Source organism: Sphingomonas sp. ID1715, assembly GCF_013044515.1.
GTDB lineage: Bacteria > Pseudomonadota > Alphaproteobacteria > Sphingomonadales > Sphingomonadaceae > Sphingomonas_B.
On record NZ_JABEPR010000002.1, the window covers coordinates 472,684 to 499,171 of the forward strand.

Below are 26,488 nucleotides of genomic sequence, written 5' to 3' on the forward strand. Positions count from 1 at the left end.
GAAGCGAGCGGATAAGGGGGAAGGCGATGAACAAGCTCCAGGAAATCTGTGCCCACAAGCGCGCGGAGGTCGCGGACCGCAAGCGCAGCACGAGCCAAGCTGATCAAAATGCCCGCGTTCTTGCACAATCACCTCCGCGCGGCTTCCGGCGCGCGCTCGACGAGGCGCCCGGCTTCGGCCTCATCGCCGAGATCAAGAAGGCCAGCCCGTCCAAGGGCCTGATCCGGGCCGACTTCGATCCGCCCGCCCATGCGCGCGCCTATGAAGCCGGCGGTGCCGCCTGCCTGTCGGTACTGACTGACGAACGCTATTTTCAGGGCGCGGACGACTATCTCGTTGCCGCGCGAGCCGCCTGTGCGCTGCCGGTGCTGCGCAAGGACTTCATGGTCGATCCGTGGCAGGTGGCCGAGGCCCGCGCGCTCGGCGCCGACGCGATCCTGATCATCGCCGCCGCTCTCTCCGACGACCAGATGGCCGAGATCGAGGCGGCTGCGGTCGAGCACGGCATGGACGCGCTGATCGAAGTGCATGACGCGGACGAACTCGACCGCGCCCTCCGGCTCCGCTCCCGCCTGATCGGCGTGAACAATCGCGACCTGCGCGACTTCTCGGTCGATTTCGCCCGTACCTATGAGCTGGTGGGCCGCGCCCCGCCGGGCTGCACCTTCGTCGCCGAGAGCGGGCTGACCAGCCATGCCGACCTGGCCGAAATGGCGGAGCATGGCGTGCGCTGCTTCCTCGTCGGCGAAGCGCTGATGCGCCAGGCGGATGTGGAGGCGGCGACGCGCGCGCTGCTCGGCCGATGAGCAAGCTCACGCACCTCGACGAAGCGGGCGCGGCGCACATGGTCGATGTCGCCGGCAAGCCCGTCACCGCACGCGAAGCGGTCGCCACCGGCCGCATCCGGATGAGCGCCGAGGCGCTGGAGGCGATCCGCTCGGGGTCGATCAAGAAGGGCGATGCGCTCGCTGTCGCCCGCGTCGCCGGCATTATGGCGGCGAAACGCACCAGCGACCTCATTCCCCTCTGCCACCCGCTGCCGATTACCCGTGCCGCGGTCGACTTTGCGTTCGAGGCGGATGCGGTTGCGGTCACCGCCACGGTCGGGGTCCAGGGGCAGACCGGCGTTGAAATGGAAGCTCTCACCGCCGCTTCCGTCGCCCTGCTGACGCTCTACGACATGGCCAAGGCGCTCGACAAAGCGATGGTGATCGAGGCCGTGCGCCTAGTCAGCAAAACGGGTGGCAAATCGGGTGACTGGCGGGCGTAACCGCTTTCGTCATCCCGAACTTGTTTCGGGACAAGGCTTCCGCTGCGGCCGGACGGCAGTTGCAGATCATCTCGCGCAGCACCTGCCCGCGATCATTCTCGAGCAAAGTGAACTGCTTGAAGCGATCGAGGATCGTGTCCGGCTGGCCCAGGCAGACATGGTGTTCGAAGCTGACCGCGTCGATGCACTTGTGCGCGCCTTCGCCACCGGTGAGTTCGGTCAGCCGCTCGGTCAAGCTCTCCTTCTCGAAGTCGATCGTGATCGCACCGGCGGCTTCCGCCATCGAGAGTCGCTCCGGCAGGAAATCGATCGCAATGATTTTCTCCGCGCCAAGAAGAATGGCGCTGCGGATGGTCATCTGCCCGACGGGGCCGCAGCCCCAGATCGCAACAGTGTCGCCGGGCTGGATGTCGGCCTGCATAGCCGCGTGCCAGCCGGTCGGTAGAATGTCGCTGAGGAACAGCAGCTTCTCGTCCGGAATTCCGTTCGGCACCTTGATGTACGTCGCGTCCGCGAAGGGTACGCGCAGATATTCGGCCTGCCCACCCGCATAGCCGCCTGTCAGGTGGCTATAGCCGAACAGCCCGGCCGTTGAATGACCGAAGACCTTTTCGGCCAATCCTTTTTCCGATTGGAGCGCTGGCAGACGGAGAAATTGCCGCGTTTGCACTGGTCGCACTCGCCGCAGATGATCGTGAAGGGGATGACGACGCGGTCGCGTATGCTGAGATTGCCGCGCGCCTTGGCCTCGGGGCCAAGATCGACCACCTCGCCCATCGTCTCATGGCCCATGACATCGACCGGCAGCATCGCCGGGATGATCTAAGCGTTCGATCGGCAACGGCGGTTCGCCTACGCAAATACAGCCATGCTGGCTCTCTTTAATCTGTCGGCAGACGAGATGCTCGGCAAGAGCGTGGCCGACCTTGGCTAACCTCCCGACCTGTCGCGGTGGCTCAACGGCCATATCGTCGGGTACTGACCGAGGGTGTGACCGTCGAAGACGAAGTCGTTTATCGCAGCCCGACCCGCCGGGCAGCCTATTTCTCGTATCTTTGGGGGCCGGCTCGCGGCGCGGATGGTTCGGTCGATCTTGTCGTCGGGGTCTCCCGCGACACGAGCGAGCATCACGATGGAGGTGGAGCTGAGGACCACCGAAGCCCGACCGCGTGCCGCAACCGAGCTGGTCGGTGTCGCCGTCTATTCGTGGGATCCGTTGAGCGGCGAGCTCAGATGGGACGATCGCCTGCGGTCCATGTGGGGTCTCCCACCCGACGCCGAGGTCACCAACGAGGTGTTCGAGGCCGGCATCCACCGCGTGCAGCGCGTCAGGCAAGCGATCGCCGCCTGCGCCGATCCGGCCGGAAACGGGCGTTACAACATCGAATATCGGGTGATCGGGCGCATTGATGGGATTACCCGGCACATTGCGACAGCCCGGCAAACGATCTTCGCCAAGGGTCAGGCAATCGGCTTTATCGGTGCCGCCCTCGACGTAACGGCGCAGCGGGCCAAAGAGGCCGAAGTTGGGGCCAGCGAGGCGCTGTTCCGGGCTTTTCGGAAAACAGCAGCAATCTCATCTGGGTCAGCGACCCGGTGCGTGGCAAGACCATCTACCGGAGCGCTGCCTTTGAGCGAATTTGGGGATTCCGCTTTCCGATGCTCCCATCGATAGCTCGGACTGGATGAAGGATGTTCATCCCGAGGACCAGCAGCAAGTCGAACGCGCACTGGAAAGCGTCACGGCCGGCGAGACCGTGCAGTTCGAATTCCGGATCGTCAGGCCGATCGATGGCGCGATCCGGACCTTGCGAGAGACCAGCTTCCCGATAATCGACGAAAGCGTCGAGGTTAGCCGGATCGGCGGAATCACGGAAGACCTCACTCCCGAGGCTGCCCGCCAAGCCTATATCGTCTGTAGCCGGACTGCCGAGGCGCGGCGGCTCGCCGCACTTCTCAGAACCGAAGGCTATCGCGTCCGAGTGTTCGCCACCAGCTCGGAGTTTCTCGACGTAGCGCCGATTCTCACCTGCGGCTGCGTGCTCATCGACCTCCGGCAAGCCAGGGCGAACGGTCTCTCCATTCCGCGCGAGCTGAAATCGCGAATGATTGCCTTGCCCACCATCGCACTCGACGCGCCCGGTCAGGGCGTCGGGAACGGCGTAACGGCGATGAAGCGGGCACAGCCGATTACCTGGTCGTGGGCGAGGAGGCCACATTCCGCACGACGCTGCTCGCTGCAATGGTGGAATGCGCCAGCACGGTTCGCCCGCCCACGCATGATGAGAGCGCCGGCGCCCGCATTGCCCGGCTGACACCGCGAGAACGCGAGGTACTGGTCGGCCTCGTCGCCGGCGGGACGAACACGTCGATCGGCCAAAGGCTGGGCATCAGTCCGCGCACGGTCGAACTCCATCGTGCCCAGGTCATGAACCGAATGAATGCGAGCAGCCTGACTGAACTGCTCCAGATCGCCCTGTCGGCGGGGATGGCGCAGTCAGCGAGCACAGCCCGAAGCAAACATCCATCAGGCTGAACGCGGCGCCTCCCCGATCAGCCGCCGAAGCGCTCGCCCAGTCATAATCGCGAGGGTCAGCACGGCAGCGATCGACGAGGAAGATGACGCGGACCGCTAGCGCGCCACATTGCCGCTGTTGCACCAGCCAGTGCTGACTGCGATGTAAGCGAGGTGAGCGCTTCGTTCGACTACATCATCGTGGGAGCCGGCAGCGCGGGATGCGTGCTGGCGAACCGGCTGTCCGCCGATCCTTCGATCCGCGTGCTGCTGCTGGAGGCAGGCGGGCGCGACAAGGGCGCGATGTTTCACATGCCGGCTGGCATCGCCCAGATCCTGCCGCCGGAGAAGCAGCACAAGGCGAATTGGAACTACTGGACCGAGCCGCAGCGCCACCTGAATGGCCGCCGCCTCTATTGGCCGCGCGGACGGGCGCTCGGGGGCTCCTCGTCGATCAACGGTATGGTCTATATCCGTGGTCATGCGAGCGATTATGATCGGTGGGCACAGCTTGGCTGCACCGGCTGGGGTTGGGACGATGTGCTCCCCTATTTCCGCAGCGCCGAGCGGTCCGAACGCGGTGCCTGCGACATTCATGGCGGCGAGGGACCGCTCCACACGTCGACTCGCACGCTGGCCAATCCGCTGATCGACGCCTTCCTGGCAGCCTCCGAACAGGTCGGCATCGGGCGTACCGACGACTTCAACGGCGCACAGCTGGAAGGCGCCGGCATCTATGACTCGACGACCAGCAATGGCTGTCGTTGGTCTGCGGCCAAGGCCTATCTCCAGCCGGCGCTGAAGCGGCCCAACCTCGTCGTGTGGACCGACGTACTGGTCGAGCGCGTGCTGGTCGAGGAAGGCCGCGCGACCGGCGTGGAGCTGCAGCGTCGCGGTACGCAGGAGACGGTGCGCGGCGGTGAGACGATCCTGTGCGGTGGTGCGATCAACTCGCCGCAGCTGCTGATGCTGTCGGGGATCGGGCCGCCGGCACATCTGCGGGAACATGGCATCGCCGTGATCCAGGACAGGCCCGGCGTCGGCGCCAATCTGCAGGACCATCTCGACGTGATCCTGCAATGGCGCTGCACCCAACGAGTGTCGCTGAACGCCAATGCCCGGCTCCCCGCGCAGATCGCGACCTTCGCGCAGTGGCTGTTCCGCAAGCAGGGCCAAGGCAGCTATATCCCGACCCCTGCCGGCGCCTTTTTCTCGACGCGCCCGGGCCTCGCCGCGCCGGACATGCAGATCCACTTCGTTGCCGCTTTGGTGCCGCCGCACGGGCGCGGGGGCATGGGGCCGGAGCATGGGTTCCAGATGCACATCTGCCAGTTGCGGCCGGAAAGCCGCGGCACCATCCGCCTCAAGTCGCCCGAGCCGGCGGCGCATCCGGCGATCGATCCGGACTATCTCTCCGCGCCCGCCGATCTCGACGCGCTGCTTGCCGGCATCGAGGTCACGCGCCGGATCGCGCGGGCGCCAGCGTTCGATGGCTATCGCGGGCCGGAGGTGTGGCCGGGCGACGGGGTGACCGATCGAGACGCACAGGTCGCAGCGATCCGCGACTGGGCCGAGACGATCTACCATCCGGTCGGCACCTGCCGGATGGGCAGCGATCCGGCCAGCGTCGTCGATCCGCAGCTGAAGGTGCGCGGGGTCGAGGGACTGCGCGTGGTCGACGCCAGCGTGATGCCCGCGCTGATCACGGGCAACACCAATGCGCCGACCATCATGATCGCCGAAAAGGCGAGCGACGTCATCCGGGCTGCGCGAAGTTGATTGCCAGCCGCCCTCCCGAAACGGACGCCGCCCGTCGCCCGCTGTGGCGGCAACTCTATGTGCAGGTGCTCGTCGCGATCGTGGCCGGTGCGCTGGTCGGGCATTTCTGGCCGGGCATCGGCGTCGCGCTGAAGCCGCTCGGCGACGCCTTCATCAAGATCGTGAAGATGCTCATCGCGCCGGTGATCTTCCTGACGATCGCGACCGGCATCGGCCGCATGCGGAACCTCGGCACGGTCGGCTCGGTCGCGGCCAAGGCGTTCGCCTATTTCCTGCTCGTCTCGACGTTCGCGCTCGTCTGGGGGCTGGTGGTTGCCAATCTCGTGCGGCCAGGTGCCGGCATGGCGATCGATCCGGCGACACTCGATGCGGGCGCGGTGTCCGACTATGCGGCCAAGTCGCACGAGCTGACGCTGACCGGCTTCCTGCTCGATATCGTGCCGGAGACATTCGCCGGCGCACTGACCGGCGGCAACATCCTGCAGGTGCTGTTCGTCGCCATCCCGTTCGGCATCGCGCTGGCGCTGATCGGCCACCGCGCCACGCCAGTCTTGACCGTGTTGGAGGTGCTGACCGACATCTTCTTCAAGCTCGTGTCGATCTTCATGCGCGCGGCGCCGATCGGCGCATTCGGCGCCTTCGCCTTTACGATCGGGCAGTACGGCATCGGGTCGGTGCTGAACCTGATCGGCCTTGTGGCGACCTTCTACGCGACTTCGCTAGGTTTCGTGGCTGTCGTGCTGGGCGGGATCGCGCTCGCAGCCGGTTTCTCGATCTTCCGCCTGATCGCCTATCTGAAGGAAGAGCTGCTGCTTGTCCTGGGCACCTCCTCGTCCGAAGCCGCACTGCCGAGCCTGATCGACAAGATGGAGCGGGCCGGGGTGGACGAGACGGTGGTCGGGATCGTGGTGCCCACCGGCTACAGCTTCAATCTCGACGGCACCAACATCTACATGTCGCTCGCCAGTCTGTTCATCGCGCAGGCGCTCGGCATCGAATTGAGCTGGGGCGAGCAATTGCTACTGCTCGGCGTCGCGATGCTCAGTTCGAAGGGCGCGGCGGGCGTGACCGGCGCCGGCTTCATCACCCTCGCCGCCACCTTGTCGGTCGTGCCCAGCGTGCCGGTCGCCGGCATGGCGCTGATCCTGGGCGTCGACCGGTTCATGTCCGAATGCCGGGCGCTCACCAATTTCATCGGCAATGCGGTAGCGACGATCGTCGTCGGACGCTGGCAGAACGCGCTGGACCGCGACCGCCTGCACGACGCCCTCGCCGGAACCGCGCTGCCGCCGATCGACCACACGCACGGCGGAACGGCCAGTTGATCCGCCCGCCTCGCGCGCTACACACGCGCACCGGACCATGACTGCGCCCAGGATCCTGCTGGTCGAAGACGACCCCGCGCTGCGCGCGCTGATCGTCCGTGCGCTGAAGGAGAACGGCTTTGCCGTGCAGGCCGCGTCCGCCGCGCCCGAAATGTGGGCGGCGCTGGAACAAGGGCCCGCCGATCTGGTGCTGCTCGACATCATGCTGCCGGGTACCAGCGGGCTCGATCTGTGCCGGCAGCTCAGGCAGCGCAGCGACGCGCCGATCATCTTCATCAGCGCCAAGGGTAGCGAGATGGACCGGGTGGTCGGGCTCGAGCTCGGCGCCGACGATTTCATTCCCAAGCCGTTCGGCACGCGCGAGCTCGTCGCTCGCGTCCGCGCCGTGCTCCGCCGGCCGCCGCTCGCCGAAGGGCAGCGCAAGGACAGCCAGGGCGAGCTGAGCTTCGACGGCTGGACGATGAGCCTGCCGCGCCGGCAACTCCAGTCGCCCTCTGGCGCGGCGGTCGAGCTGACTGGCGCTGAGTTCGACCTGCTGGTCACGCTCTGCGACAATGCCCAGCGGGTGATCGCGCGTGAGCGGCTGATCGAGCTGTCCCGCGCCCGGCTCGGCGACAGCTCGGACCGCAGCATCGACGTGCTGGTCAGCCGCCTCCGGCGGAAACTCTCCAGTTCCGGCAAGGAGGCGCCGATCCTGACGGTGCGCGGCGTCGGCTATATGCTCAACGCGCCTGTCGAGCGGCGATGAGCCTGCGCCATCCCTCGATCGGGCTGATCGGGCGGCTGATCGCGATCCTGCTGCTGACCGTCACGATTGAGTTCGGCATCAGCACCCTACTTTACGAACGTGCGAGTCAATTCTCGGTCCGGGAGGACGAGGCACGGCGCCTGGCCGAGCATCTGATCATCTGCCGTCGCCTGGTCGTGGAGCGTCCCGCCGCCGAACGCGCGGAGATTGCCGACGAACTCACCACCGATCGATATCTCGTTCGCTGGCAGGCGCAGGAGCCGCGCACGCCGACCATTGCACCCGCCGTCGACGGCATGCGGCAGCAGGTCCTCGCCTGGGAGCCGACGCTAAACCGCAACGATGTACGGATGTGGCTGGTCTCGCCCGGCAGCAAGCCGTTCGTCGGCGGCGTCATGAAACTGGACGACGGGTCCTGGCTCTATTTCCAGACCCTGCATCGGCTCGACGGTCTTAACCTCGCGGCCGAGCGCATTCTGCTGGCGTTGATCCCGGCGCTCGGCCTGATCCTACTCGCCGGCTTGTCGGTCCGGCTGGTGCTGAAGCCGCTGCGCCGGCTCGCTATCGCCGCGGACCGGGTCGGCCATGGCAGCGAGGAGCAGGTGCCGGAACAGGGCCCCGAAGAGGTCGTCACGGTGATCCGGGCCTTCAACAACATGCAGGCGCGCATTCACCAGCTGATCGACAACCGCACTCAGGCGCTGGCGGCGGTCGGTCATGACCTGCGCACGCCGCTCGCACGGCTGAAGCTGCGCGCCGAGGCCATCCCGGACAGCGACGCGCGGGAGTCGATCGAGCGTGATATCGGCGAAATGGAGGCGATGGTCGGCTCCTTGCTCGCCTATCTGGGCGGCGACAGTGATCCGGAGCAGCCGGCACCCACCGACATCGCCGTGTTGTGCGCAACGCTCGCCGACGATGCCGCCGATCGCGGCTATGACGTGCGCTATGACGGGCCCGATCACTTCGAAATGCCCGTCCGCACCCTAAGTCTGAAGCGGGCCCTGTCGAACCTGATCGACAATGGCGTCCACCACGGCACCAAGGTTACCGTCCGTCTCCAGGAGATCGCGGACGCGGTCGCCATCACCGTCGAGGATGACGGCCCGGGCATCCCCGAGGAGCGGCTGCACGACGTGCTCAAGCCCTTCGTGCGGCTCGACACCGCACGGCCACGCGACACCATCGGATTCGGCCTCGGCCTCGCCATCGTCGCGCGTGCCGTCGAGCTGGAAGGCGGCGAACTGTCCTTGGCAAACCGCTCTCACGGCGGGCTCAGCGCCCGCATATTGCTGCACCGCACACAGCAATAATTCCTTACAATCCAGCCGAACGCGGGAAAAACACGGCCGCTATCTGCAAGCCTCCAATTTAAGAAGGAGCTTGCAGCCGTGAACGAGCTGATCGGACGTGTCCTCGGCTTCCAGCGGGAAGTCTTTCCCATCCGCTCAGACCTGTACGAGCGCCTGGCGACCAAGGGGCAGAGCCCCAAGGCGCTGATGATCTCCTGCGCCGACTCCCGCGTCGTGCCCGAAGAGATCATGAGCGCCCAGCCCGGCGACCTGTTCGTCTGCCGCAATGCCGGCAACATCGTCCCGCCCTTTTCCCAGGCCAATGGCGGCGTCACCTCGACGGTCGAGTTCGCCGTTGAAGCGCTCGGCGTGCGCGACATCATCGTCTGCGGTCACTCGGATTGCGGCGCGATGAAGGGCCTGATGAACCCCGAAATCACTGCGACCATGCCCAATGTCGCCGCCTGGCTGCGCCACAGCGCCGCGGCCCGGCAAGTCGTCGAGAGCAGCTATCCGCATCTCTCTCCCGAGGAAAAACCACGGGCGGCCGCGCTCGAGAATGTCGTCGTACAGCTGACGCATTTGCGCACCCATCCGTCGGTCGCTGCCTGCATCGCGCGCGGCGAACTGTCGCTGCACGGCTGGTATTTCGACATCCAGGAAGGCGCGGTGCTCGCGCTGGACGGCGTCACCGGGCGCTTCCGCCGGATCGAGCATGACCAGCCGATCCCGGTCGCGCTGGCCGCGTCGCCCCGTCTCGCCGCCGAACTCGATGAGCCGGCCTTTGCGGAGGCGGCGGAATGAGCGAGGCCGTGCTGACGCCGGGCGTATCCCGGCCGTCGCTCGCGGCGGCGCCGCGTGACTTCGCCGCCTCGATTGTCGTCTTTCTGGTTGCGATGCCGCTCTGCATGGGTATCGCGATCGCATCGGGCGTGCCGCCGGAAAAAGGCCTGATCACAGGCATTATCGGCGGCATCGTGGTGGGCGCCCTCGCAGGTTCTCCACTCCAGGTCAGCGGCCCTGCCGCCGGCCTGGCCGTCATCGTGTTCGAGCTGGTGCGCGATCTGGGCCTGAGTGCGCTCGGGCCCATCCTGATCCTTGCAGGCGCCATCCAGCTCGCTGCCGGCGTCATGAAGCTCGGCGGCTGGTTCCGCGCCATCTCGCCGGCCGTGGTGCACGGCATGCTGGCCGGCATTGGCGTGCTGATCGTCGTCGGGCAGTTCCATGTGCTGTTCGACGAGAAGCCGCTGCCCAACGGCCTCGCCAACCTCGCTGCCATGCCCGGCCGCCTGCTCGGCCTGTCCCCGGATGCGGGCCTCGGCGCCGCCGAGCTCGCCTTTGCGATCGGCCTGCTGACCATCGCCGGCATGCTCGTCTGGGATCGGTTCAAGCCGGCGACGATGAAGCTGCTGCCGGGCGCGCTGATCGGCGTCCTGCTGGGCACGCTGGCGGCGTTCGCGCTTGGCCTGCCGGTCGCCCGGGTCAACGTGCCTGAAAGCATCGTCGGCGCGATCGCCCCGCCCGAAGGCCTGCTCACCAGCTGGGCCAATCCGGCCATCCTGGTCGCGGCTGTCGCCATCGCCTTCATCGCCAGCGCGGAAACGCTCCTTTCGGCGGCGGCGGTCGACAAGATGCACAATGGCGTGCGCACCGACTACAACAAGGAACTGCGCGCGCAGGGCATCGGCAACCTGTTGTGCGGCGCGGCCGGTGCCCTGCCGATGACCGGCGTGATCGTGCGCAGCTCCGCCAACGTCCAGGCGGGCGCAGTGACGCGGCTGTCGACCATCCTGCACGGCATCTGGATTCTCGGGTTTGTTGCGTTGCTTCCCTGGCTGTTGCGGGAAATCCCGATGGCGTCGCTGGCGGCCGTCTTGGTGGTGACCGGCTGGCGTCTCGTCCATGTCGGCCATGTCCGCGCCCTGTTCGCCAGCTATGGCGTGCTGCCGGCGCTGATCTGGGCGGCGACCCTCATCACCGTGGTCGCGGTCGACCTGCTGACCGGCGTGCTGGTCGGCATCGGCCTGTCGCTGATCGAAATCGTGCCGCACCTTCGCCGGCTCAAGCTGCGCGTCCATGCCTCGCCGCAGGCCGAAGGTCATGCCATCCGGCTGAGCGGTGTGGCGAGCTTCCTCAGCCTGCCAAAGCTGTCCGACGCGCTGGAAAATGCGCCTGCAAAGGAGCGGGTCGAACTCGACGTGAGCGAACTCGAAGCGATTGATCACACCTCGGCGGAAATGGTCCGCGACTGGTTCCGCCGCCGCAACAGCGCCGGCGACATGGTCAGCATCACCGGCGCCGGTGACCGCCTGCCGCAACTGATCGCCTAGCCTGACCTCAAGCGGGCTGGTGACGAAGCAATCCGGTGCACTCCCCATCCCGCACCGGATTGCTTCGCTTGCTCAGGTTGGGAGCACAAGATCCGGGCGTGCACGAAAGGCGAGCTTGAGCGCCTCGGGCAAGGTGCGGACGCCCAACCGGTCGAACATCGTCGCGCGGTGCATTTCAACCGTGCGCACGCTCAGATCGAGCGCGATCGCGACTTCCTTGTTGGACTTACCATCGGCGAGCAATGTCAGCACGTCGCGCTCGCGGGGGGTAAGTGCCTCCAGCCGCTGCATGGCGCCGCGGCGATCGCGCTCCGCCTGCGCATCCTTGGTCAAGGTATCGAAGCCGCGATTCAGCGCCTCGACCAGCACGCCTTCCTCGAACGGCTTTTCAAGGAAATCAATCGCACCAAGCTTCATCGCGCGAACGGCCGTGGCGATATCGCCATGCGCCGTCATCACGATCAGCGGCAGCCGGAAATGGCGCCGCGCCAGCTCTTCGATCAGTTCAAGCCCGCTAATCTCGGGCATGCGTACGTCGACCAGCGCGCAGCCGGGGGCCAACTCATTCGCTTCGGTCAGAAAATCCTGTCCGCTCAGAAACGGGCGCGGCATGAAACCCGCCGTCTTCAGGAAAAAGCCAAGCGACCGCCGCACCTCGCTCTCGTCATCGACCACATAGACGATCTTCTCGGGGATGTTCTCCTCGCTGCCGATGCCGAACGCTGGCGGCGACTGGTCCATCAACTCCTCTTCCTAAGCAGACGAAGAACGCGGCGAGACAGCCTCCTCTTGGAACAAGCGGTCAACCACTGATTACGGGAGACGTTCCGAAGAGCCAATGCCGAGAACGCTCCATTATGGCTTAGGCGAGCCACGACGGCCTCCTCTCCTGCGAAGCGCAATATCTATGTTGTTGCGATCGCTTCAGAAGCTTTCCATCGGCTTGAAACGCGCTACATCGCAAGCCCGTAATCCTACCGCCTGGGCGAACAGCGAAGCGGCAAAGATTGCAGGGCAAGAGCGGCTTCGAGAGAGGTCCCGTTGTATTCGTTGTTATACGTCTCGCGCGCGCTGATCGAGGGCGGCGACCAGGATGAGGACGTGGAGCGGATCGTCCGCGTCTCGGTCGAGCGTAACCGTAGCACTGCGGTGACGGGTGCGCTGATCTTTACCGGCGCGCGGTTCGCCCAGTGGTTGGAGGGCGAGGAGCAGGCCGTGAAGGCCATCATGGCCAGCATCGCCCGCGACCCTCGACACTGCGAAGTGGTTATCATTGAGGAAGGTCGCCAGGAGCGGAGATGCTTTGCCGGCTGGTCTTTGGCGTATGGCGGCGGCTCGACCTTTGCCGCGGCCACGGTCGAGCGAGCCCTCGCCGGCTTCCGCACGGGCGATTCCTATGCGGTGCGCAATCTCATCCGCTTGCTTCAGGAACTTGCGCGCCCCGTTTCGGGAGAGTGAACTTGATCGTCGTTCCTTGGCCTGCCTGGGTCGCGTTCCAGATGGTCCCGCCATGCGCTTCGACGATCATCCGGCTGATCGACAGTCCGAGGCCCATTCCGTCCTTGCGGGTGGTGTAGAAGGGATCGAACATCCGGTTCGCCTGCGCTTCCGGAATGCCCCGGCCGGTGTCGCAGATCGCGACTTCGCAGAAGCCCGGCTTGCTGGTGGCCGTGCCGATGACGATCTCACGCCGGTCGGCGCCGTCCAGCGCCTCGACCGCGTTGCGCAACAAATTGACGAGAACCTGCTGGATCTGGACGCGATCGACCATCACCTCGCCTCGCTCCCGCAGGTCCAGGCGATAGCTGATCCCGCGCATCGCCGCGTCGGTCAGCGCGAACCGGCAGGCTTCCTCGACCAGGGCCGCAATCGGCTGCGGCTCGCATTCCACGGTACCGCGCGATACGAACTCCCGCACCCGGCGGACGATCTCGCCGGCACGGACCAGCCCGCGATCGGCATGGTCCAGCGCGTCGGCGATCTCCGCCTTGGTATCGCCATCCAGCTGCGCCAACAGCCGCTTGCTGCCGCGGATATATTGCGCCGCGACCGTGAGCGGCTGGTTCAGGTCATGCGCGATGACCGACGCCATGGCGCCCATGGCACTCAGGCGGGAGACATGGATGAGCTCTTCCTGCATGCGACGGCTTGCCTCCTCGGCCATCCGCGCATCGTGCACATCGTCCAGCGTGCCGAACCAGACCGCGCCATCCGTCGGTCCGTCGGCGCGGCGCGTGGTCCGCGCATGAACCCAGCGATAGCCCCCATCCGCCCGCCGGATGCGCCAGTCGATCTCTAGGCGCTTGCCGCTGCCCACCGACCTTTGCCAGGCCGCCCAAGTGTCCGCACGGTCAGCGGGATGCACCCAGGCGAGCCAGCCATCGCCGAGCGCGGTCTCCGAGTCCGCTCCCGTCCACTCCGTCCAGAGCGCACCGACGGACAGGATCTTGCCACCCACATCGGCGGTCCAGGGCACGAACGAGCCGAGCTGCACGACTTGACGGTATAGTTCCTCGCTTTGCCGCAGCCGCGCTTGCGCCGCGACCAGTTCCGCCGACTGTGCCGCCGCGCCAGGGCCGTCCCGCGCGTCCATAGCGGAATGTCAGGCCTGACCAGTTGGGTCGGGCTTGGTGCGCGCAGCCTTGTCGCCAAGGTCGTGCGGTCCGCCCGCGGGCATGCCGCTGACCGGCTCCGTCACGTTCAGGTCCGTGCTCTGCGCTCCGGCGCCGACCGAGTTGAGCGCTTCATTCTCCGGGGTATCGTCGTCACGTTCCATGATGCGCATCCTCCGCTCGCTTCACGCGCCGCGCGACCGTTTGTTCCCGGATCAGCGCGGGCGGCGCTTCCAACGGGTCCACAGGAACCAGCCGACCAGCACCAGGCCCGCCGCGACGATGACCACGTCGAAGCGGTGGAACCACGCCTTGACGCGCGGATCATTGTCCCACGCCTTCCCCAGCACCATGCCGATCCAGGCGAGGCCGAAGCAGAACGGCCAGGAGCCGATGAAGGTGTAGATATGGAACTGCGGCAGCGGCATGCGGGCCACTCCGGCCGGGAGGGCAATGAAGGAGCGCACGATCGGTAGCATGCGGGCGACCAGCACCGCCAGGCTGCCGAACCGGGCGAAGAATCGCTCCGCCAGCTCCAGGTCATAGGTATCGAGCAGGACATATTTGCCCCAGCGCATGATCGCCGCGCGGCCGCCGCGCTTGCCCAGCTCATAGGCGGGAATCGAGCCGATGTTGCAGCCGATCGCCCCTGCCGTCGCGACCAGATACAGGTTCAGTTCGCCCGTCGAGACCAGATACCCGCCGAACGGCATGATGATCTCGGACGGCAGCGGGATGCAGGCGCTCTCGATCGCCATCAGGATGATGATTCCCCAATAGCCGCCCCAGCTGATCACCGCGATGATGTAGGTGGCGAGGAACGCGATGATGCTCTGGATAAGGTAGGAAAGGGCGGCCATGCGGCGCGCCCTAGCGGCTTGCCGGCCGGTTGTCAGGGTTTGACGCTGCGTCCTCCCTCTGAAACATTCGTCTCCGGGCAGAGGGGGAAAGGTGATGCGCATCATCGCATTCGCGGCAATGGTCCTGGCGGCAACGGCCGCTGCGGCGCAGGACAAGGCGGCACCGGCGACTCGCTCCGCGAACGCTGCGCTGGCCGCGCAGCTCGACTTCACCGACCGGCAGGATTTCGACTTTGCGGAGCGCGGCTTCATCGGCAGCTTCGCCGACCCGGTGATCCGCGACGCGAAAGGCGCCGTGATTCGTGACCTGCGCGAGGTCGAGTTCCTGCGCGGGCGAGCACCCGATACCGTCAACCCCAGCCTGTGGCGCAACGCCCAGCTGACCGCGCGCCATGGACTGTTCAAGGTCGCCGACGGGATCTGGCAAGTGCGCGGGCTCGACCTGTCCAACCTGACCGTGATCCGCGGGCGCACCGGCTGGATCGTCGTCGACCCGCTCACCACCGCCGAGGTCGCTCGCGCGGCGATGACTCTGGTGACCAAGCATCTGGGCGCACGGCCGGTCAGCGCGGTCATCTACACGCACAGCCATGTCGACCATTTCGGCGGCGTGCGCGGCGTGGTCGACGAAGCCGATGTGAAGGCTGGCAAGGTCGCAATCTATGCGCCCTCAGGCTTTCTCGAACAGGCGCTGAGCGAAAATGTGATTGCCGGCCCGGCGATGGGCACGCGGGCCGTGTACATGTTCGGTAACAATCTCGCGAGCGGACCTGCCGGGCATGTCGGCACCGGCATCGGTGCGCGGGGGGCGGGCGGCGCGATCACGCTGATCCCGCCGACCCGCGAGATCGCCAAGGACGGGACGATCGAGATCGACGGCGTGCGCTTCGAATTCCAGCTGACGCCGGGCACCGAAGCGCCGGCGGAGATGAACTTCTACCTGCCCGAGCTGCGCGCCCTCTGCATGGCCGAGAATCTGGGCGGCGCGCTCCACAATATCCTGACTCCTCGCGGCGCGCTCGTCCGCGATGCCAAGGCCTGGGCCGATTATCTGACCGAGGCGCGGCGGCGGTTCGGCGACCGCTCCGATGTGCTGTTCACGCCGCATTTCTGGCCGCGCTGGGGAACGTCCGTCATCATAGACACGATCGAGCGGCAGCGCGACGCCTATAAGTTCATCCACGACCAGACCGTGCGGCTGATGAACAAGGGCTATAGCGGCGTTGAGATCGGCAACATGCTGGAACTGCCGCCAGAACTTGGCCGCGCCTGGTTCAACCGCGGCAATTATGGCAGCGTCAGCTTCAACGCGCGCGCGGTCTATCAGCGCTATATGGGTCATTATGACGGCAACCCGGTCAACCTCGACCCGCTGCCCCCGTCTGACCTCGCAAAACGCTATGTCGCGGCCTTGGGCGGATCGAAGCGTGTGCTGGAGCTTGGTCATCAGGCCAATGCGGCCGGCGATTATCGCTGGGCCACCGAACTGCTGGGCCGCCTGGTCATGACAGAGCCGAGCAAGGAGGCGCGGGACGCCCTTGCCGCCGCGCTGGAACAGCTCGCCTATCGAGCGGAGAGCGCGCCGTGGCGCAACATCTACCTCTCCGGCGCGCAGGATCTTCGCGGCCGGCCACATGCTGGCGGCAGCGAGCGCGCATCCTTCGAGCTCGCGCGCGCCATGCCGCTCTCCTCGCTGCTCGACGTGCTCGCCGTGCGTCTTGATCCCGCCAAGACCGCAGGCGTCGATCTTACCGTCGCCTTCGTCAATCCTTCGATAGGCGAGCGGCGGGTGGTGCGCATCGCTCGCTCCGTCCTCACGCACCAGCGCAGCGATGCACCCGCGGCGGCCACGCTGACCGGCTCGGTGCCGACCATCTTGGCGCTGCTCGGCCGCGCGAAGACCCCGATGGAACTGATCGCAGCGGGAGCGCTCAAGATCGACGGGGATGCGGCTGCGCTGCAGCAGTTCGCCACCCTGTTCGAGACGCCACCCAACGGGTTCCCGCTGGTACTGCCGCGCGTGCAGTAATGCGGTTGGGTAGTGCGTTCGCCCTGGGGGCAACTATGAGCTGGTCGCCCACCGCAGCGGCCGATACAGCTCCCCCGGACATCGTCGTGACGGCTCTGAAGCTGAACGAAGCTTTTGGGGACAGATCAGGGCTGTCGCTCGATCGGGTGCCCCAGTCGGTGCAGGTGGTCACGCGCGAAGACGTGATCACGCAAGGCGCTCGATCGATCGGGGACGCGCTGTTGCAGGTCCCGAGCGCCAATGGCGGGGTGACTCGCATCGCGCCGTTCCAGAGCTTCGTGGTGTCGCTGCGCGGCTTTCCCGCCGATCAGATGCGTAACGGCGTGCGCCAGCGCGGCTATGAGGACGTCGATCCATCCGCGTTGAGCAATGTCGAGCGCATCGAAGTGCTGAAGGGTCCGTCGTCTGTCCTGTTCGGCGAATCGGCGGTGGGTGGCATCGTCAGCATCATCACCAAGCGCCCGCAGCCGCAATGGGCCGCGGAACTGAGCCTCACCGGCGGCAGCTATGGCGAGCGCCGCGGCACGTTCGACCTGACGGGACCCGTTGTTGCAGGCGGCGCGCTGTCCTTTCGAGCGACCGGCGAGATCGAGCGGTCCGACACATTCTTCGATTTCGTCGACCTCGATCGAACCGATCTCGCATTCTCGCTCGCGGCCACGCCGATCGAGAGCGTGTCCGGGCACCTCGTCGTCGAATGGCAGGATCGCGACACCGTCGGCAATCCGGGCCTGCCGGCGGTGGGAACGGTGCTTTCCAACGGCATCGCGCCCATTCCCCGCCGCCGCAACCTGAACGAGCCCGGCGTCGCCCTGCTCAAGCTGCAGGCACCGCTTGTCCAGGCCTGGGCGGACATCGCCCTTGCGCCGGCTTGGTCGATCACGCCGCGCCTGTCCTACAACCGGGTTGAGAGCGACATCATTCGGACGGGTATCCTCTCCTTGCAACCCGACCTTCGCACGATCCAGCGGTTCGCCTTTGCCTCGCGCGAAGTGAGCGACTCCCTGGTCGCCCAGATCGACGTGCACGGATCGGTGCGGATCGGCGGCACTTCGCACCGCCTGCTGATCGGCGCAGAGTGGGCGCGCGACACCCAGAGCTTTCGGCAGGACCGTCCGGCCAGCGTGACGCCGATCGACGTGATCGCGCCGGTCTATGGCACCCTGGCGCCGCCGCCCTATCCCACCCTCTTTAGCGTCCGGACACGTTTGCGGGAGCAGGCTGGCTATATTCAGGACGTAGCGACCATCAACGACGCGCTCGAGCTGGTATTCGGCCTGCGCTATTCGTCGTACGACACACTGCTGCGCTCCTTCGACGATCGCGACCCATCAGGTTTCCATGCGCTCACCTGGCAGGCGGGCGGGACGTTTCGGCTCGGCGGCGGCGTGTCGCTGTTCGGCGGCTACAACACCGGCTTCGATGTGGATGCGGTGGTCGGCTCACGCTCGGCCGACGGCAAGCAGTTCGATCCCCAGCGATCCGGACAGGCCGAACTCGGCCTTCGCGTCACCGCGTCGACCTTCACCGCCTCAGCCAGCCTGTTCGACATTCGGCGGACGAACGTGCTGACGGAAGACCCGCTGAACCCCGGCTTTGCCCTTCAGGCCGGAACGCAGCGCGTACGGGGAGTTGAGGCGGAGGCGCGCTGGCAACCCTCGCCCGCTTGGTCGCTGCAGGGCGGCTATGCCCATCTCCGGTCACGCATCCTGCGCAGCAACGACGGCAATATGGGCGAGGAGATCGCTGACGTTCCGCGCAACCGCGCCAATCTGCGCGTGCAGTTCACTCCCGCTCTGCTTCGGGGCAGGCTCACGCTGCGCAGCCGGGTGAACCATGTCGGCTCACGCCTGCTGAGCAACATTGGCGCGCCGGTTGCGCCCGGCCTGCTTGCCAGCGATGTGCGCCTGTCTTCCTACACGATCTTCGGCTTCGGAATGGGCCTGGACCTCGGCTTCGCACGCGTGGATGCCGATCTCAGCAACGCCTTCGACCGCCGCTATTTCGTGCGCGGGGGTGCGCCACAGAACCTCTACCCCGGCGAACCGCGGCTGTTCAGCGTCCGTGTGACCAAAGCACTTTGAGTCCACCCGCGAGGCGGGGAACATCACAGTCGTGACGTTAAACATTTCACCAGTATCTCAGCTGCATAGGGCGCCGGGTACACGCTAGCCAATGGGCCACGATTTTCGATGCAGCAACGTGAACCGCGTCAGGAAGTCCAATTGCCCGCGCGCCTTCGGGGCGATGATGGCTGGTCCGACGTGTGTATTCGGAACGTCTCGAGCCATGGCATGATGCTGGTCATGCATCAGCCGCCGCCGCGCGGCACCTATATCGAAGTGCGCCGGGGCAGTGCCGCCGTGACCGGCCGGGTCATGTGGGTCCGTGCCGGCCGCTGCGGGCTGCGCACCAAGGAGCGGATCAGCGTCGCCGCATTGACGATGGCCACTGCGCAGAACGACAACGCCGAGGGGTTGACGGTGGAGCGGCGCGCCCAGGCTCGCGTCCACCATCCGGACGCAAGCGCCGCTCGCGCTGTCTACATGGCCCGCACGATGCAGTTCGGGACGGCACTGGCGCTCATCGCGGCAGCAGCCGGCTTTGCCGCCCACAAGACCTATGGCGTGCTCTCGGCGCCAAGCACCATCATCGCCGGAGCGCTCGGCTAGGGTCCGTCACGCCGCGTGAGCGGCGATCCATTCCTCGACGACTGGCGCGATGCGATCGCGCCATTTGCTGCCATTGAAGATGCCGTAATGGCCGACGCCCTCCGCCAGCAGATATTTCTTCTCCGCCTTGGGCAGCTTGGTCGCGAGCTTCAGCGCCGCCTTGGTCTGGCCGATACCGGAAATGTCGTCACGCTCGCCTTCGATGGCGAGCAGACCGACATCGGTGATCTCCGCCGGATCGACCCGCACGCCCCGATGCACCCACTCGCCTTTCGGCAGCGCGTGGTTCTGGAAGACCAGGTCGATCGTCTGCAGGTAGAACTCGGCCGTCATGTCGCAGACGGAGCGATATTCGTCGTAGAACTCCTTCGTGCGCTCGGCGCTTTCGCCATCCCCCTGGACGAGATGCTTGAACATCTCCCAATGGCTCATCAGGTGGTCGCCAAGGTTCATCGACATGAAGCCGGCGAGCTGCAGGAAGCCGGGATAGACCTTCCGCCCGGCCCCCGGATAGCTGAACGGGATCGTCGCGATCACATTCTGCTGGAACCAGGCGTGCGGCCGCTGGGTGGCAAGCGTGTTGACGGCGGTCGGCGCCTCGCGCGTATCGACCGGGCCGCCCATCATCGTCAGCGTCTTCGGCCGGCATGGGTGCTTGCCTGCGGACATCAGGCACGCCGCGACATAGGAGGGCACGGACGGCTGGCAGACGGCTAGCATGTGCGCGCCCGGTCCGATCGCCTCGAGAAACTCGACCAGATAATCGACATAGTCGTCGAGATCGAAACTGCCTTGCTCGACCGGCACCAGCTTCGCATCGCGCCAGTCGGTAATGTAGACGTCGTGGCGAGGCAGCATCCGCTCCACCGTGCCGCGCAGCAAAGTCGCGTAGTGGCCGGACATCGGCGCGACGATCAGCAGCTTCTGGCCGCCCTCGACCCCTTCCCGCCGGAAGCGCTTGAGCTGGCCGAACGGCTTGCGCAGGACGATCTCTTCCTCGACGACGACCTTGCGGCCCTCAACGATGGTCGTGTCGAGGCCGAACGCCGGCTTGCCGCGTGGGGCAGCCGCGTGAGCAAAGACTTCGAGCGCCGACGCGATCAGCGGCCCGCCGCCGAAATACGCCATCGGATTGGCCGGATTGTTCAGGAATTCGGCGCTGGCATTCGCAAAAGCGCTGGCGCCGGCCAGCCACGACTTCTGCAACTCATATGCATCGTAAAGCATCGGCGTTCCTATATTGCGCCCACCCCTGAACGCTTCGTATGCGAGTTTGGCCCAATCCGTTTCGTTACGCAACGACCATGACAGCGCTGACGGACCCAGGTTGAGACAGGCGAGCGCCCCTGCTAACCCGCGCGCCATGGCCGAGACCAAGACCGCCGAACCGATCAGCCGCAAGCTCGGCAACCTTGCTACGGTCTGGAGCTTCGCGCTCCGCTATCCAGGTCAGATCGCGGCGGCCCTCGTTGCGCTCGTGATCTCGTCCATGGCGACCATCGCCATTCCTTATGGCTTCAAGCGCGTCATCGATCGCGGTTTCGCCTCCAGCGGGGATGCCGCGGCCGTCTCGGCCTCCTTCTATTATCTGCTGATGATCGTCGGTGTGCTGGCCGTAGCGACTGCCTTCCGCTTCTATTTCGTTTCCTGGATCGGCGAACGGGTGGTCGGCGACATCCGCCGTGCGGTGCATGCCAACCTCGTCCGCCTGGCGCCCCGCTTCTTCGAGGAGAACCGGCCGTCCGAGATCGCGTCGCGGATGACGAGCGACACCGCCGTCATCGAACAGATCGTCGGCACCACCGTCTCGGTGGCCCTGCGCAACACCTTCACCGGCATCGGCGGCATCATCTATTTGTTCGTGCTGTCACCGAAGCTGGCCGGCTTCCTGATGATCGGCATACCGCTGATCGTGGTGCCGATCGTGCTGCTCGGCCGCCGCGTCCGGCAGTTCTCGCGCGCGAGCCAGGACAGGATCGCCGATGTCGGCGCGATCGTCGCCGAAACATTGGGCGCGATGAAGATCGTCCAAGCCTTCGGGCAGGAGGAGCGGGAGAAGAGTCGCTTCGGCGTTGCCGTCGAGGCAACCTTCGGCACCGCCAAGCGGCGCATCTTCATCCGTTCCATCATGACCGCCATCGTCATCGCGCTGATCTTCGGCTCGGTCACGCTGGTGCTGAAGGAAGGCGTCACCGACGTCGCCGCCGGCCGGATCAGTGGCGGCTCGATCGCAGCCTTCGTGCTGACCGGCGGCCTGGTCGCCGGTGCGTTCGGTGCGCTGACCGAAGTCTATGGCGACCTGTTGCGTGGCGCCGGTGCGGCCGGCCGACTCGCCGAGCTGCTTGCCGAGCGGCCCGAGATCACCGCCCCGGCCAATCCAGTCGCCCTGCCCGCCCCACCGCAGGGACGGCTTACCTTCGATCAGGTCAGCTTCCGCTATCCGACCCGGCCGGACACCAGCGCGCTCAACGATTTCTCGCTGGACGTGAAGCCGGGCGAGACGGTGGCGGTGGTCGGGCCCTCCGGCGCGGGTAAGTCCACGCTGCTGCAGCTGGCCCAGCGCTTCTACGACCCGCAGCTCGGCGCGGTGCGGATCGACGGCGTCGACCTGCGCCAGGCCGATCCTGCGGAGGTACGCGCGCGGCTCGCCATGGTGCCGCAGGAGACGGTGATCTTCGCGGCTTCGGCGCGCGACAATCTGCGCTATGGCCGTTGGGAAGCCACGGATGCCGAACTTTGGGCCGCAGCGGAGGCAGCCAATGCCGCCGCCTTCCTGAAGGCGCTGCCCGAAGGTCTCGACACCTTCATGGGCGAAGGCGGCGCGCGCCTGTCGGGTGGGCAGCGCCAGCGGCTGGCGATCGCCCGCGCGATCCTGCGCGACGCGCCGATCCTGCTGCTCGACGAAGCGACCAGCGCGCTCGACGCCGAGTCCGAACGGCTGGTGCAGGATGCGCTAGATCGGCTGATGGCGGACCGCACGACCATTGTGATCGCGCACCGGCTGGCGACCGTCCGCGCGGCCGATCGCATCATCGTGATGGACGAAGGGCGCATCGCCGAACAGGGGAATCACGACAGCCTGAGCGCCGCCGGCGGCCTCTATGCACGCCTCGCCCGGCTCCAGTTCGAAGGACTTGCGGCGTAGATTCTTGGACGCGGCTGGAAACGACTCTCAACCTGCATCGTTACACCCCCGCGCGCTTTGCGCTTCGGGCACGGGGCTTTGAAGCGCACGGGGCCGCAAAGCCCGTGCGCAACGGAGGAGACGATGATGAAGACGATTCTTTTGAGCACTGCGCTGCTGATCAGCGGTGTGGCCTATGCGCAGGCCGATCCGCGCGACGCCGGTCAGCCGATCGGCTCGGGCGCGACGCTGCAGCCCGGCACCACCATGGGCGAGCGCGACACGATGGGCTCCAACATGCCCGCGGCGCCGACCGCGAACACGACGACGACCACCACGACGGATGCGTCCGCGGGCACGTCGACCGGAGCGACGATGAGCACGGACACGACCGCGACGACCGGCGCGGCCGGCACGACCGGTTCGGGCACGATGGTCGTGCAGCAGGGCGGCAACATGACCGCGCCGCCGACGCCGCGCGACAGCTATCCGCGCTGCTCGCGGACGATCACGGACAATTGCGTGCAGAATGAAGCACGCGCGTCCGACCGTCGCGGCGGTCCGCCGGCGCGCCGCCGCTAATCCGTAACGGACTTGCGGGTTCGCCCGCTTCGAGCAAAGAGCCTCCCGAACCAGTTTCGGGAGGCTCTTTTCATATGACCATCAGCTTCAAGGATCGTGTCGCGATCGTCACCGGTGCCGGCGGGGGGCTCGGCCGCGCCTATGCGCTGGAGCTCGCGCGGCGCGGCGCGAAGGTTGTCGTCAACGATCTCGGCGGCGCGCGTGACGGGACCGGTCATTCCGACGCCGCGCTGAAGGTGGTCGAAGAGATCGAGGCGGCTGGCGGCGAGGCGATGTCCAACGGCGGCAGCGTCACCGAATATGCGCAGATGGTCGAGATGGTCGCCAAGGCGAAGGAGCGCTGGGGCGGCGTCCACATCCTCATCAACAATGCCGGCGTGCTGCGCGACAAGAGCTTCGCCAAGATGGAGCCGGAGGATTTCAGGTTCGTCGTCGACGTGCACCTGAACGGCTCGGCGAACTGCACCAAGGCGGTTTGGGACACGATGCGGGACCAGGCCTATGGCCGCATCCTGATGACGGCGTCCTCGACCGGCCTCTACGGCAATTTCGGCCAGGCAAATTATGGCGCGGCCAAGCTCGGCCTCGCAGGCCTCACCAAGACGCTCTACCTGGAAGGGGCGAAATACAATGTCCGCGTCAACACCATCGCGCCGGTCGCGGGCACCCGCATGACCGAAGACCTGTTCCCGCCCGAAGCCTTCGCCGCCTTCGCGCCCGAGAATGTCGTGCCGGCCGCATTGTACCTAATCAGCGAGGATGCGCCGACCAACATGATCATCGGGGCCGGCGCCGGCGGCTTTCACGCCGCCTATGTGACGATGACCCAAGGCAAATATCTGCCGGAAGGCGAGCGCACGCCTGAAGGCGTCGCGGCGCATTGGGCTGAGATCGTCGACAGGGCCGGCGAGACGGTGCCGGAATCCGGCCGCGAGCAGTCGATCGGCATCTTCCAGATGATGCAGCGGGCGGGCGTCGCAGGGCCAGGCTCGACCCGCTGACGCACTGTATTGCTGCACTGATACACTTCTGCTAGATCGGCATCCAGGGAGGATGCCGATGTATAGCGATAACGATCTCGAACGTGCCGTCGCCGCGGGTGCGCTGACGCCGGAAGCGGCCAGTGCCCTGCGGCGCTTCTTTAGCGAACAGGCCGCAACTCCGGTCGCCGATGAAGAGCAATTCCGGCTCATCACCGGCTTCAACGATATCTTCGTCGCGATCGCCAGCGCGCTGCTGCTGACGGCGCTCGCCTGGATCGGCTATGAAATGGGGCCGAAGCTCGAGGATGGCCCATCCTTCCTCTCGGGCCTGCTGGTTGCGGCTGCCGCATGGGGCCTGGCCGAATTCTTCACCCGGCAGCGGCGCATGGCACTGCCCAGCATCCTGCTGCTGCTCGCTTTTGCCGGCGGGATTCTCTTCACGGCGATGACGGCCCTGGTCCAGATCGTCGGCGAGTCTGCCGTGGACGATAATGAGCGCACCGCTGCCCTCCTCTTTGCGGTGTCGGCCGCGACCGCGGGCGCGGCGACCTGGGCGCATTGGCGCCGCTTTCGCGTGCCGATCACCGTTGCCGCTGGGGCGGCAGCTGCCGCGGGCGTGCTGCTGGCGCTGATCGCCTCGGCGGTCGCCGGGCTGCCGAACTTCAAGGACCTGATGCTGGCCAGCGCCTTCGTGCTCGGGCTCGGCGTCTTTGCCTTCGCCATGTGGTGGGACGCTTCGGACCGCGCGCGGGCCACCCGCCGCGCCGATGTCGCCTTCTGGCTGCACCTGCTCGCGGCGCCATTGATCGTCCACCCGGTCTTCCAGGCGCTCGGCGTGCTGGACAATCGCGTGTCGATGGGCAGTGCGGTGATCGTCGTGCTGCTCTATGTCGTGCTGGCCGTGGTAGCCCTGGTGGTCGACCGCCGCGCGCTGATGGTCTCGGCGCTCGCCTATGTCCTCTACGCGCTCAGCGCGTTGTTCCGGGAGCTTGGCGCCGTTGGCCTGAACGTCGCCCTGACCGCGCTGGTGATCGGATCGGCGCTGCTGCTGCTCTCCGCCTTCTGGCATCAGGCACGGGCAGTGATCGTGGAGCGCCTGCCGTATCGCATCGCCGGCAAGGTGCCGCCGACGCATGAGGCGGCGGGAACAGTGTCGGCGCAAACAGCCTGAGCCGCTCGCTTCGAGCGAAGTCGAGAGGCGTATCTCGACTTCGCTCGATACGAACGGATGTTTGTTACTCCTCCACCAACTTCAGCAGCCGCCGCTCGACGGGGGCAAGCACCGGCCCGAGCTCATGGCCGCGCTTCAGCACGGCGCCGCTTTCACCGATCAGCGCCCACTGGCCCTGGCGTCCGCGCAGCGCGGGACGCTTCTCGATCCGGAACTCGGGCCGTTCGGCGGTGCGGCGAAAGGCGGAGAAGATGGCGGCGTCGCGGCCGAGGTCGATCGCATAGTCCCGCCACATTCCGGCAGCGACCATGCGGCCGTAGAGATCAAGGATGCGCGTCAGCTCCGGTCGGTCGAATCCGACCTGCCCCACGCGCTGCCATACCGGAAAAGGGTGGATATTGCTCATCCGAACAGGTCTTGACGCTCCGCCACCTGCTTCCGTTCCGCAATCAGCCCGTCGATTCGCGCCTGCAGCCGCTCAAGCTCCGCCTTCATGCTCTCCAGCCGCTGGCCGGCAGGATCGCACAGATCGGAGCAGACGGTGCCATAAGGCATGAAATCCTGCTTCTGCTCGGCGTCCATCAGCGTCGGCTTGGCGGGAATGCCGACCATCACCGCGCCTTCGGCCACATCCTTGGTCACGACCGCATTCGCGCCGACGCGGGCACCCTTGCCGACCGTGATCGGCCCCAACACCTGGGCGCCGGAACCAACGATCACGCCATCCTCCAGCGTCGGGTGGCGCTTGCCGGCGACGCCGTTGGCCGGGTTGGTGCCACCCAGCGTCACGCACTGGTAGATGGTGACGTTGTCGCCGATCTCGGCCGTTTCGCCGATGACGGTGAAGCCATGATCGATGAACAGGTTGCGGCCGATCTTCGCGCCCGGGTGGATGTCGATCGCGGTCAGGAAGCGCGACAGGTGGTTCACGAAGCGGGCGAGGAAGAACAGCTCGCCTTCGAACAGCCAATGCGCGACCCGGTGCAAGGCGACCGCAAGCACGCCCGGATACAGCAGGATTTCCCAGCGCGTGCGCGGCGCGGGATCGCGGGCCCGGATCGAATCCAGGTAACTGAACACTCGACCGGCCATCCGTCCCTCCCTTTCGTCCGCCCTATTTAGGTAACGGATGAACGCAATGCCAGCTTATGCGGCTCTGGCTATGTCGGGCCCAAGTGCAACTGTTCTTGCCGAAC

General features: G+C 66.4%; 28 protein-coding genes and 2 pseudogenes. 21 read left to right on the forward strand and 9 right to left on the reverse strand.

The features are described from left to right. Positions 1-26 precede the first annotated feature (26 nt). Together trpC and moaC are read left to right on the forward strand one after the other, a co-directional pair. The gene (gene trpC, locus HJG53_RS07205; protein ID WP_171129003.1) at positions 27-806 is read left to right on the forward strand and encodes an indole-3-glycerol phosphate synthase TrpC; all 780 of its coding nucleotides are present in this window, start codon (positions 27-29) and stop codon (positions 804-806) included. Beyond that, entirely contained in the window at positions 803-1,270 is a 468-nt protein-coding gene (gene moaC, locus HJG53_RS07210; protein ID WP_171129005.1) for a cyclic pyranopterin monophosphate synthase MoaC, read from the forward strand. Before trpC ends, moaC begins: the two co-directional genes overlap by 4 nt. On the opposite strand, the gene HJG53_RS07215 is transcribed toward moaC, so the two are convergent. Next, positions 1,230-1,889 carry a zinc-binding dehydrogenase gene (locus tag HJG53_RS07215; RefSeq protein ID WP_217352675.1) on the reverse strand — a complete coding sequence of 220 codons (660 nt, stop codon included), beginning with the start codon at positions 1,887-1,889 and terminating at the stop codon, positions 1,230-1,232. The two genes, moaC and HJG53_RS07215, sit on opposite strands and share 41 nt — an antisense overlap. Further along, positions 1,832-2,080 carry an alcohol dehydrogenase catalytic domain-containing protein gene (locus tag HJG53_RS18345; protein ID WP_217352676.1) on the reverse strand — a complete coding sequence of 83 codons (249 nt, stop codon included), beginning with the start codon at positions 2,078-2,080 and terminating at the stop codon, positions 1,832-1,834. Before HJG53_RS18345 ends, HJG53_RS07215 begins: the two co-directional genes overlap by 58 nt. 31 nt (positions 2,081-2,111) lie before the next feature. Here HJG53_RS18345 and HJG53_RS19100 point away from each other — a divergent pair. The 11 genes and pseudogenes from HJG53_RS19100 to HJG53_RS07265 form a co-directional block, all read left to right on the forward strand. Then, positions 2,112-2,204, forward strand: a pseudogene (locus HJG53_RS19100) (PAS domain-containing protein); the annotation flags it as partial. A gap of 17 nt (positions 2,205-2,221) precedes the next feature. Next, a pseudogene (locus HJG53_RS19105) lies at positions 2,222-2,389 on the forward strand (hypothetical protein); the annotation flags it as partial. Positions 2,390-2,402: 13 nt separating this feature from the next. Further along, positions 2,403-2,945 (forward strand): hypothetical protein, encoded by a 543-nt coding sequence (locus tag HJG53_RS18655; RefSeq protein WP_254447588.1) that lies wholly within the window; start codon positions 2,403-2,405, stop codon positions 2,943-2,945. A gap of 10 nt (positions 2,946-2,955) precedes the next feature. Then, positions 2,956-3,585, forward strand: a complete 630-nt coding sequence (locus HJG53_RS07230) for a PAS domain-containing protein (RefSeq protein ID WP_171129009.1) — start codon at positions 2,956-2,958, stop codon at positions 3,583-3,585. Continuing rightward, positions 3,513-3,806 carry a LuxR C-terminal-related transcriptional regulator gene (locus tag HJG53_RS19110; protein WP_171129011.1) on the forward strand — a complete coding sequence of 98 codons (294 nt, stop codon included), beginning with the start codon at positions 3,513-3,515 and terminating at the stop codon, positions 3,804-3,806. Before HJG53_RS07230 ends, HJG53_RS19110 begins: the two co-directional genes overlap by 73 nt. A gap of 153 nt (positions 3,807-3,959) precedes the next feature. Further along, complete coding sequence (locus tag HJG53_RS18660; protein WP_171129013.1) at positions 3,960-5,564, forward strand: choline dehydrogenase; 1,605 nt, start codon at positions 3,960-3,962, stop codon at positions 5,562-5,564. Then, positions 5,561-6,889, forward strand: a complete 1,329-nt coding sequence (locus HJG53_RS07245) for a dicarboxylate/amino acid:cation symporter (RefSeq protein WP_254447589.1) — start codon at positions 5,561-5,563, stop codon at positions 6,887-6,889. Before HJG53_RS18660 ends, HJG53_RS07245 begins: the two co-directional genes overlap by 4 nt. 37 nt (positions 6,890-6,926) lie before the next feature. Then, positions 6,927-7,637, forward strand: a complete 711-nt coding sequence (locus tag HJG53_RS07250; protein ID WP_171129015.1) for a response regulator transcription factor — start codon at positions 6,927-6,929, stop codon at positions 7,635-7,637. Further along, complete coding sequence (locus tag HJG53_RS07255) at positions 7,634-8,950, forward strand: ATP-binding protein (protein WP_171129017.1); 1,317 nt, start codon at positions 7,634-7,636, stop codon at positions 8,948-8,950. The genes HJG53_RS07250 and HJG53_RS07255 overlap by 4 nt, the downstream gene beginning before the upstream one ends. Positions 8,951-9,028: 78 nt before the next feature. Continuing rightward, entirely contained in the window at positions 9,029-9,733 is a 705-nt protein-coding gene (locus HJG53_RS07260; protein ID WP_171129019.1) for a carbonic anhydrase, read from the forward strand. Further along, the gene (locus HJG53_RS07265) at positions 9,730-11,259 is read left to right on the forward strand and encodes a SulP family inorganic anion transporter (protein WP_171129021.1); all 1,530 of its coding nucleotides are present in this window, start codon (positions 9,730-9,732) and stop codon (positions 11,257-11,259) included. The genes HJG53_RS07260 and HJG53_RS07265 overlap by 4 nt, the downstream gene beginning before the upstream one ends. 72 nt (positions 11,260-11,331) lie before the next feature. Here the strand turns inward: HJG53_RS07265 and HJG53_RS07270 are convergent, their stop codons facing one another. Continuing rightward, entirely contained in the window at positions 11,332-12,000 is a 669-nt protein-coding gene (locus HJG53_RS07270) for a response regulator transcription factor (protein WP_171129023.1), read from the reverse strand. A 300-nt stretch (positions 12,001-12,300) separates the two neighbouring features. On the opposite strand from HJG53_RS07270, the gene HJG53_RS07275 reads away from it, so the two are divergent. Continuing rightward, a complete protein-coding gene (locus HJG53_RS07275) occupies positions 12,301-12,717 on the forward strand; it encodes a BLUF domain-containing protein (protein ID WP_171129025.1) in 417 nt (138 codons plus the stop codon). Here the strand turns inward: HJG53_RS07275 and HJG53_RS07280 are convergent. Genes HJG53_RS07280 through HJG53_RS07290 form a run of 3 tightly spaced genes read right to left on the reverse strand, consistent with a single transcriptional unit; the run spans position 12,671 to position 14,731 of the window. Then, positions 12,671-13,852, reverse strand: coding sequence for a sensor histidine kinase (locus HJG53_RS07280; RefSeq protein WP_171129027.1), 1,182 nt, complete (start codon positions 13,850-13,852; stop codon positions 12,671-12,673). The genes HJG53_RS07275 and HJG53_RS07280 overlap by 47 nt on opposite strands. Positions 13,853-13,861: 9 nt before the next feature. After that, complete coding sequence (locus HJG53_RS07285) at positions 13,862-14,035, reverse strand: hypothetical protein (protein WP_171129029.1); 174 nt, start codon at positions 14,033-14,035, stop codon at positions 13,862-13,864. 51 nt (positions 14,036-14,086) lie between these two features. Next, positions 14,087-14,731 (reverse strand): DedA family protein, encoded by a 645-nt coding sequence (locus HJG53_RS07290; protein WP_171129031.1) that lies wholly within the window; start codon positions 14,729-14,731, stop codon positions 14,087-14,089. A 94-nt stretch (positions 14,732-14,825) separates the two neighbouring features. Here HJG53_RS07290 and HJG53_RS07295 point away from each other — a divergent pair, with 94 nt between their 5' ends. From HJG53_RS07295 to HJG53_RS07305, 3 genes are all read left to right on the forward strand, one after another. Further along, complete coding sequence (locus HJG53_RS07295; protein ID WP_171129034.1) at positions 14,826-16,760, forward strand: alkyl/aryl-sulfatase; 1,935 nt, start codon at positions 14,826-14,828, stop codon at positions 16,758-16,760. Between the two features lie 35 nt (positions 16,761-16,795). Further along, complete coding sequence (locus HJG53_RS07300) at positions 16,796-18,844, forward strand: TonB-dependent siderophore receptor (RefSeq protein WP_171129036.1); 2,049 nt, start codon at positions 16,796-16,798, stop codon at positions 18,842-18,844. Positions 18,845-18,952: 108 nt separating this feature from the next. Then, a complete protein-coding gene (locus HJG53_RS07305) occupies positions 18,953-19,432 on the forward strand; it encodes a PilZ domain-containing protein (RefSeq protein WP_302477355.1) in 480 nt (159 codons plus the stop codon). Positions 19,433-19,438: 6 nt separating this feature from the next. Here the strand turns inward: HJG53_RS07305 and HJG53_RS07310 are convergent, their stop codons facing one another. Next, positions 19,439-20,659: a polyhydroxyalkanoate depolymerase gene (locus tag HJG53_RS07310; RefSeq protein ID WP_171129040.1), complete on the reverse strand. Its 1,221-nt coding sequence runs from the start codon at positions 20,657-20,659 to the stop codon at positions 19,439-19,441. Between the two features lie 136 nt (positions 20,660-20,795). Between HJG53_RS07310 and HJG53_RS07315 the strand changes: the two genes are divergently transcribed. From HJG53_RS07315 to HJG53_RS07330, 4 genes are all read left to right on the forward strand, one after another. Continuing rightward, complete coding sequence (locus HJG53_RS07315; protein WP_171129042.1) at positions 20,796-22,577, forward strand: ABC transporter transmembrane domain-containing protein; 1,782 nt, start codon at positions 20,796-20,798, stop codon at positions 22,575-22,577. Positions 22,578-22,703: 126 nt separating this feature from the next. Further along, entirely contained in the window at positions 22,704-23,138 is a 435-nt protein-coding gene (locus HJG53_RS07320; protein ID WP_171129044.1) for a hypothetical protein, read from the forward strand. A 74-nt stretch (positions 23,139-23,212) separates the two neighbouring features. Next, positions 23,213-24,139 (forward strand): SDR family NAD(P)-dependent oxidoreductase, encoded by a 927-nt coding sequence (locus tag HJG53_RS07325; RefSeq protein ID WP_171129046.1) that lies wholly within the window; start codon positions 23,213-23,215, stop codon positions 24,137-24,139. Positions 24,140-24,197: 58 nt separating this feature from the next. Next, positions 24,198-25,292: a hypothetical protein gene (locus HJG53_RS07330; protein ID WP_171129048.1), complete on the forward strand. Its 1,095-nt coding sequence runs from the start codon at positions 24,198-24,200 to the stop codon at positions 25,290-25,292. A gap of 64 nt (positions 25,293-25,356) precedes the next feature. On the opposite strand, the gene HJG53_RS07335 is transcribed toward HJG53_RS07330, so the two are convergent. Together HJG53_RS07335 and epsC are read right to left on the reverse strand one after the other, a co-directional pair. Next, positions 25,357-25,698: a DUF2794 domain-containing protein gene (locus tag HJG53_RS07335; RefSeq protein ID WP_171129049.1), complete on the reverse strand. Its 342-nt coding sequence runs from the start codon at positions 25,696-25,698 to the stop codon at positions 25,357-25,359. After that, positions 25,695-26,384, reverse strand: a complete 690-nt coding sequence (gene epsC, locus HJG53_RS07340; protein WP_171129050.1) for a serine O-acetyltransferase EpsC — start codon at positions 26,382-26,384, stop codon at positions 25,695-25,697. Before epsC ends, HJG53_RS07335 begins: the two co-directional genes overlap by 4 nt. Positions 26,385-26,488: the final 104 nt, after the last annotated feature.

Coding starts and splice junctions, on each gene's coding strand:
- HJG53_RS07330 (WP_171129048.1), top strand. CDS start 24,198: ATGTATAGCGATAACGATCTCGAACGTGCCGTCGCCGCGGGTGCGCTG.
- HJG53_RS07280 (WP_171129027.1), bottom strand. CDS start 13,852: ATGGACGCGCGGGACGGCCCTGGCGCGGCGGCACAGTCGGCGGAACTG.
- HJG53_RS07300 (WP_171129036.1), top strand. CDS start 16,796: ATGAGCTGGTCGCCCACCGCAGCGGCCGATACAGCTCCCCCGGACATC.
- trpC (WP_171129003.1), top strand. CDS start 27: ATGAACAAGCTCCAGGAAATCTGTGCCCACAAGCGCGCGGAGGTCGCG.
- HJG53_RS07265 (WP_171129021.1), top strand. CDS start 9,730: ATGAGCGAGGCCGTGCTGACGCCGGGCGTATCCCGGCCGTCGCTCGCG.
- HJG53_RS19110 (WP_171129011.1), top strand. CDS start 3,513: ATGGTGGAATGCGCCAGCACGGTTCGCCCGCCCACGCATGATGAGAGC.
- HJG53_RS07255 (WP_171129017.1), top strand. CDS start 7,634: ATGAGCCTGCGCCATCCCTCGATCGGGCTGATCGGGCGGCTGATCGCG.
- HJG53_RS18655 (WP_254447588.1), top strand. CDS start 2,403: ATGGAGGTGGAGCTGAGGACCACCGAAGCCCGACCGCGTGCCGCAACC.
- HJG53_RS07295 (WP_171129034.1), top strand. CDS start 14,826: ATGCGCATCATCGCATTCGCGGCAATGGTCCTGGCGGCAACGGCCGCT.
- HJG53_RS07285 (WP_171129029.1), bottom strand. CDS start 14,035: ATGGAACGTGACGACGATACCCCGGAGAATGAAGCGCTCAACTCGGTC.
- HJG53_RS07335 (WP_171129049.1), bottom strand. CDS start 25,698: ATGAGCAATATCCACCCTTTTCCGGTATGGCAGCGCGTGGGGCAGGTC.
- HJG53_RS07270 (WP_171129023.1), bottom strand. CDS start 12,000: ATGGACCAGTCGCCGCCAGCGTTCGGCATCGGCAGCGAGGAGAACATC.
- HJG53_RS07320 (WP_171129044.1), top strand. CDS start 22,704: ATGAAGACGATTCTTTTGAGCACTGCGCTGCTGATCAGCGGTGTGGCC.
- moaC (WP_171129005.1), top strand. CDS start 803: ATGAGCAAGCTCACGCACCTCGACGAAGCGGGCGCGGCGCACATGGTC.
- HJG53_RS07310 (WP_171129040.1), bottom strand. CDS start 20,659: ATGCTTTACGATGCATATGAGTTGCAGAAGTCGTGGCTGGCCGGCGCC.
- HJG53_RS07315 (WP_171129042.1), top strand. CDS start 20,796: ATGGCCGAGACCAAGACCGCCGAACCGATCAGCCGCAAGCTCGGCAAC.
- HJG53_RS07290 (WP_171129031.1), bottom strand. CDS start 14,731: ATGGCCGCCCTTTCCTACCTTATCCAGAGCATCATCGCGTTCCTCGCC.
- HJG53_RS07250 (WP_171129015.1), top strand. CDS start 6,927: ATGACTGCGCCCAGGATCCTGCTGGTCGAAGACGACCCCGCGCTGCGC.
- HJG53_RS07325 (WP_171129046.1), top strand. CDS start 23,213: ATGACCATCAGCTTCAAGGATCGTGTCGCGATCGTCACCGGTGCCGGC.
- epsC (WP_171129050.1), bottom strand. CDS start 26,384: ATGGCCGGTCGAGTGTTCAGTTACCTGGATTCGATCCGGGCCCGCGAT.
- HJG53_RS07230 (WP_171129009.1), top strand. CDS start 2,956: ATGAAGGATGTTCATCCCGAGGACCAGCAGCAAGTCGAACGCGCACTG.
- HJG53_RS18345 (WP_217352676.1), bottom strand. CDS start 2,080: ATGCTGCCGGTCGATGTCATGGGCCATGAGACGATGGGCGAGGTGGTC.
- HJG53_RS07305 (WP_302477355.1), top strand. CDS start 18,953: ATGCAGCAACGTGAACCGCGTCAGGAAGTCCAATTGCCCGCGCGCCTT.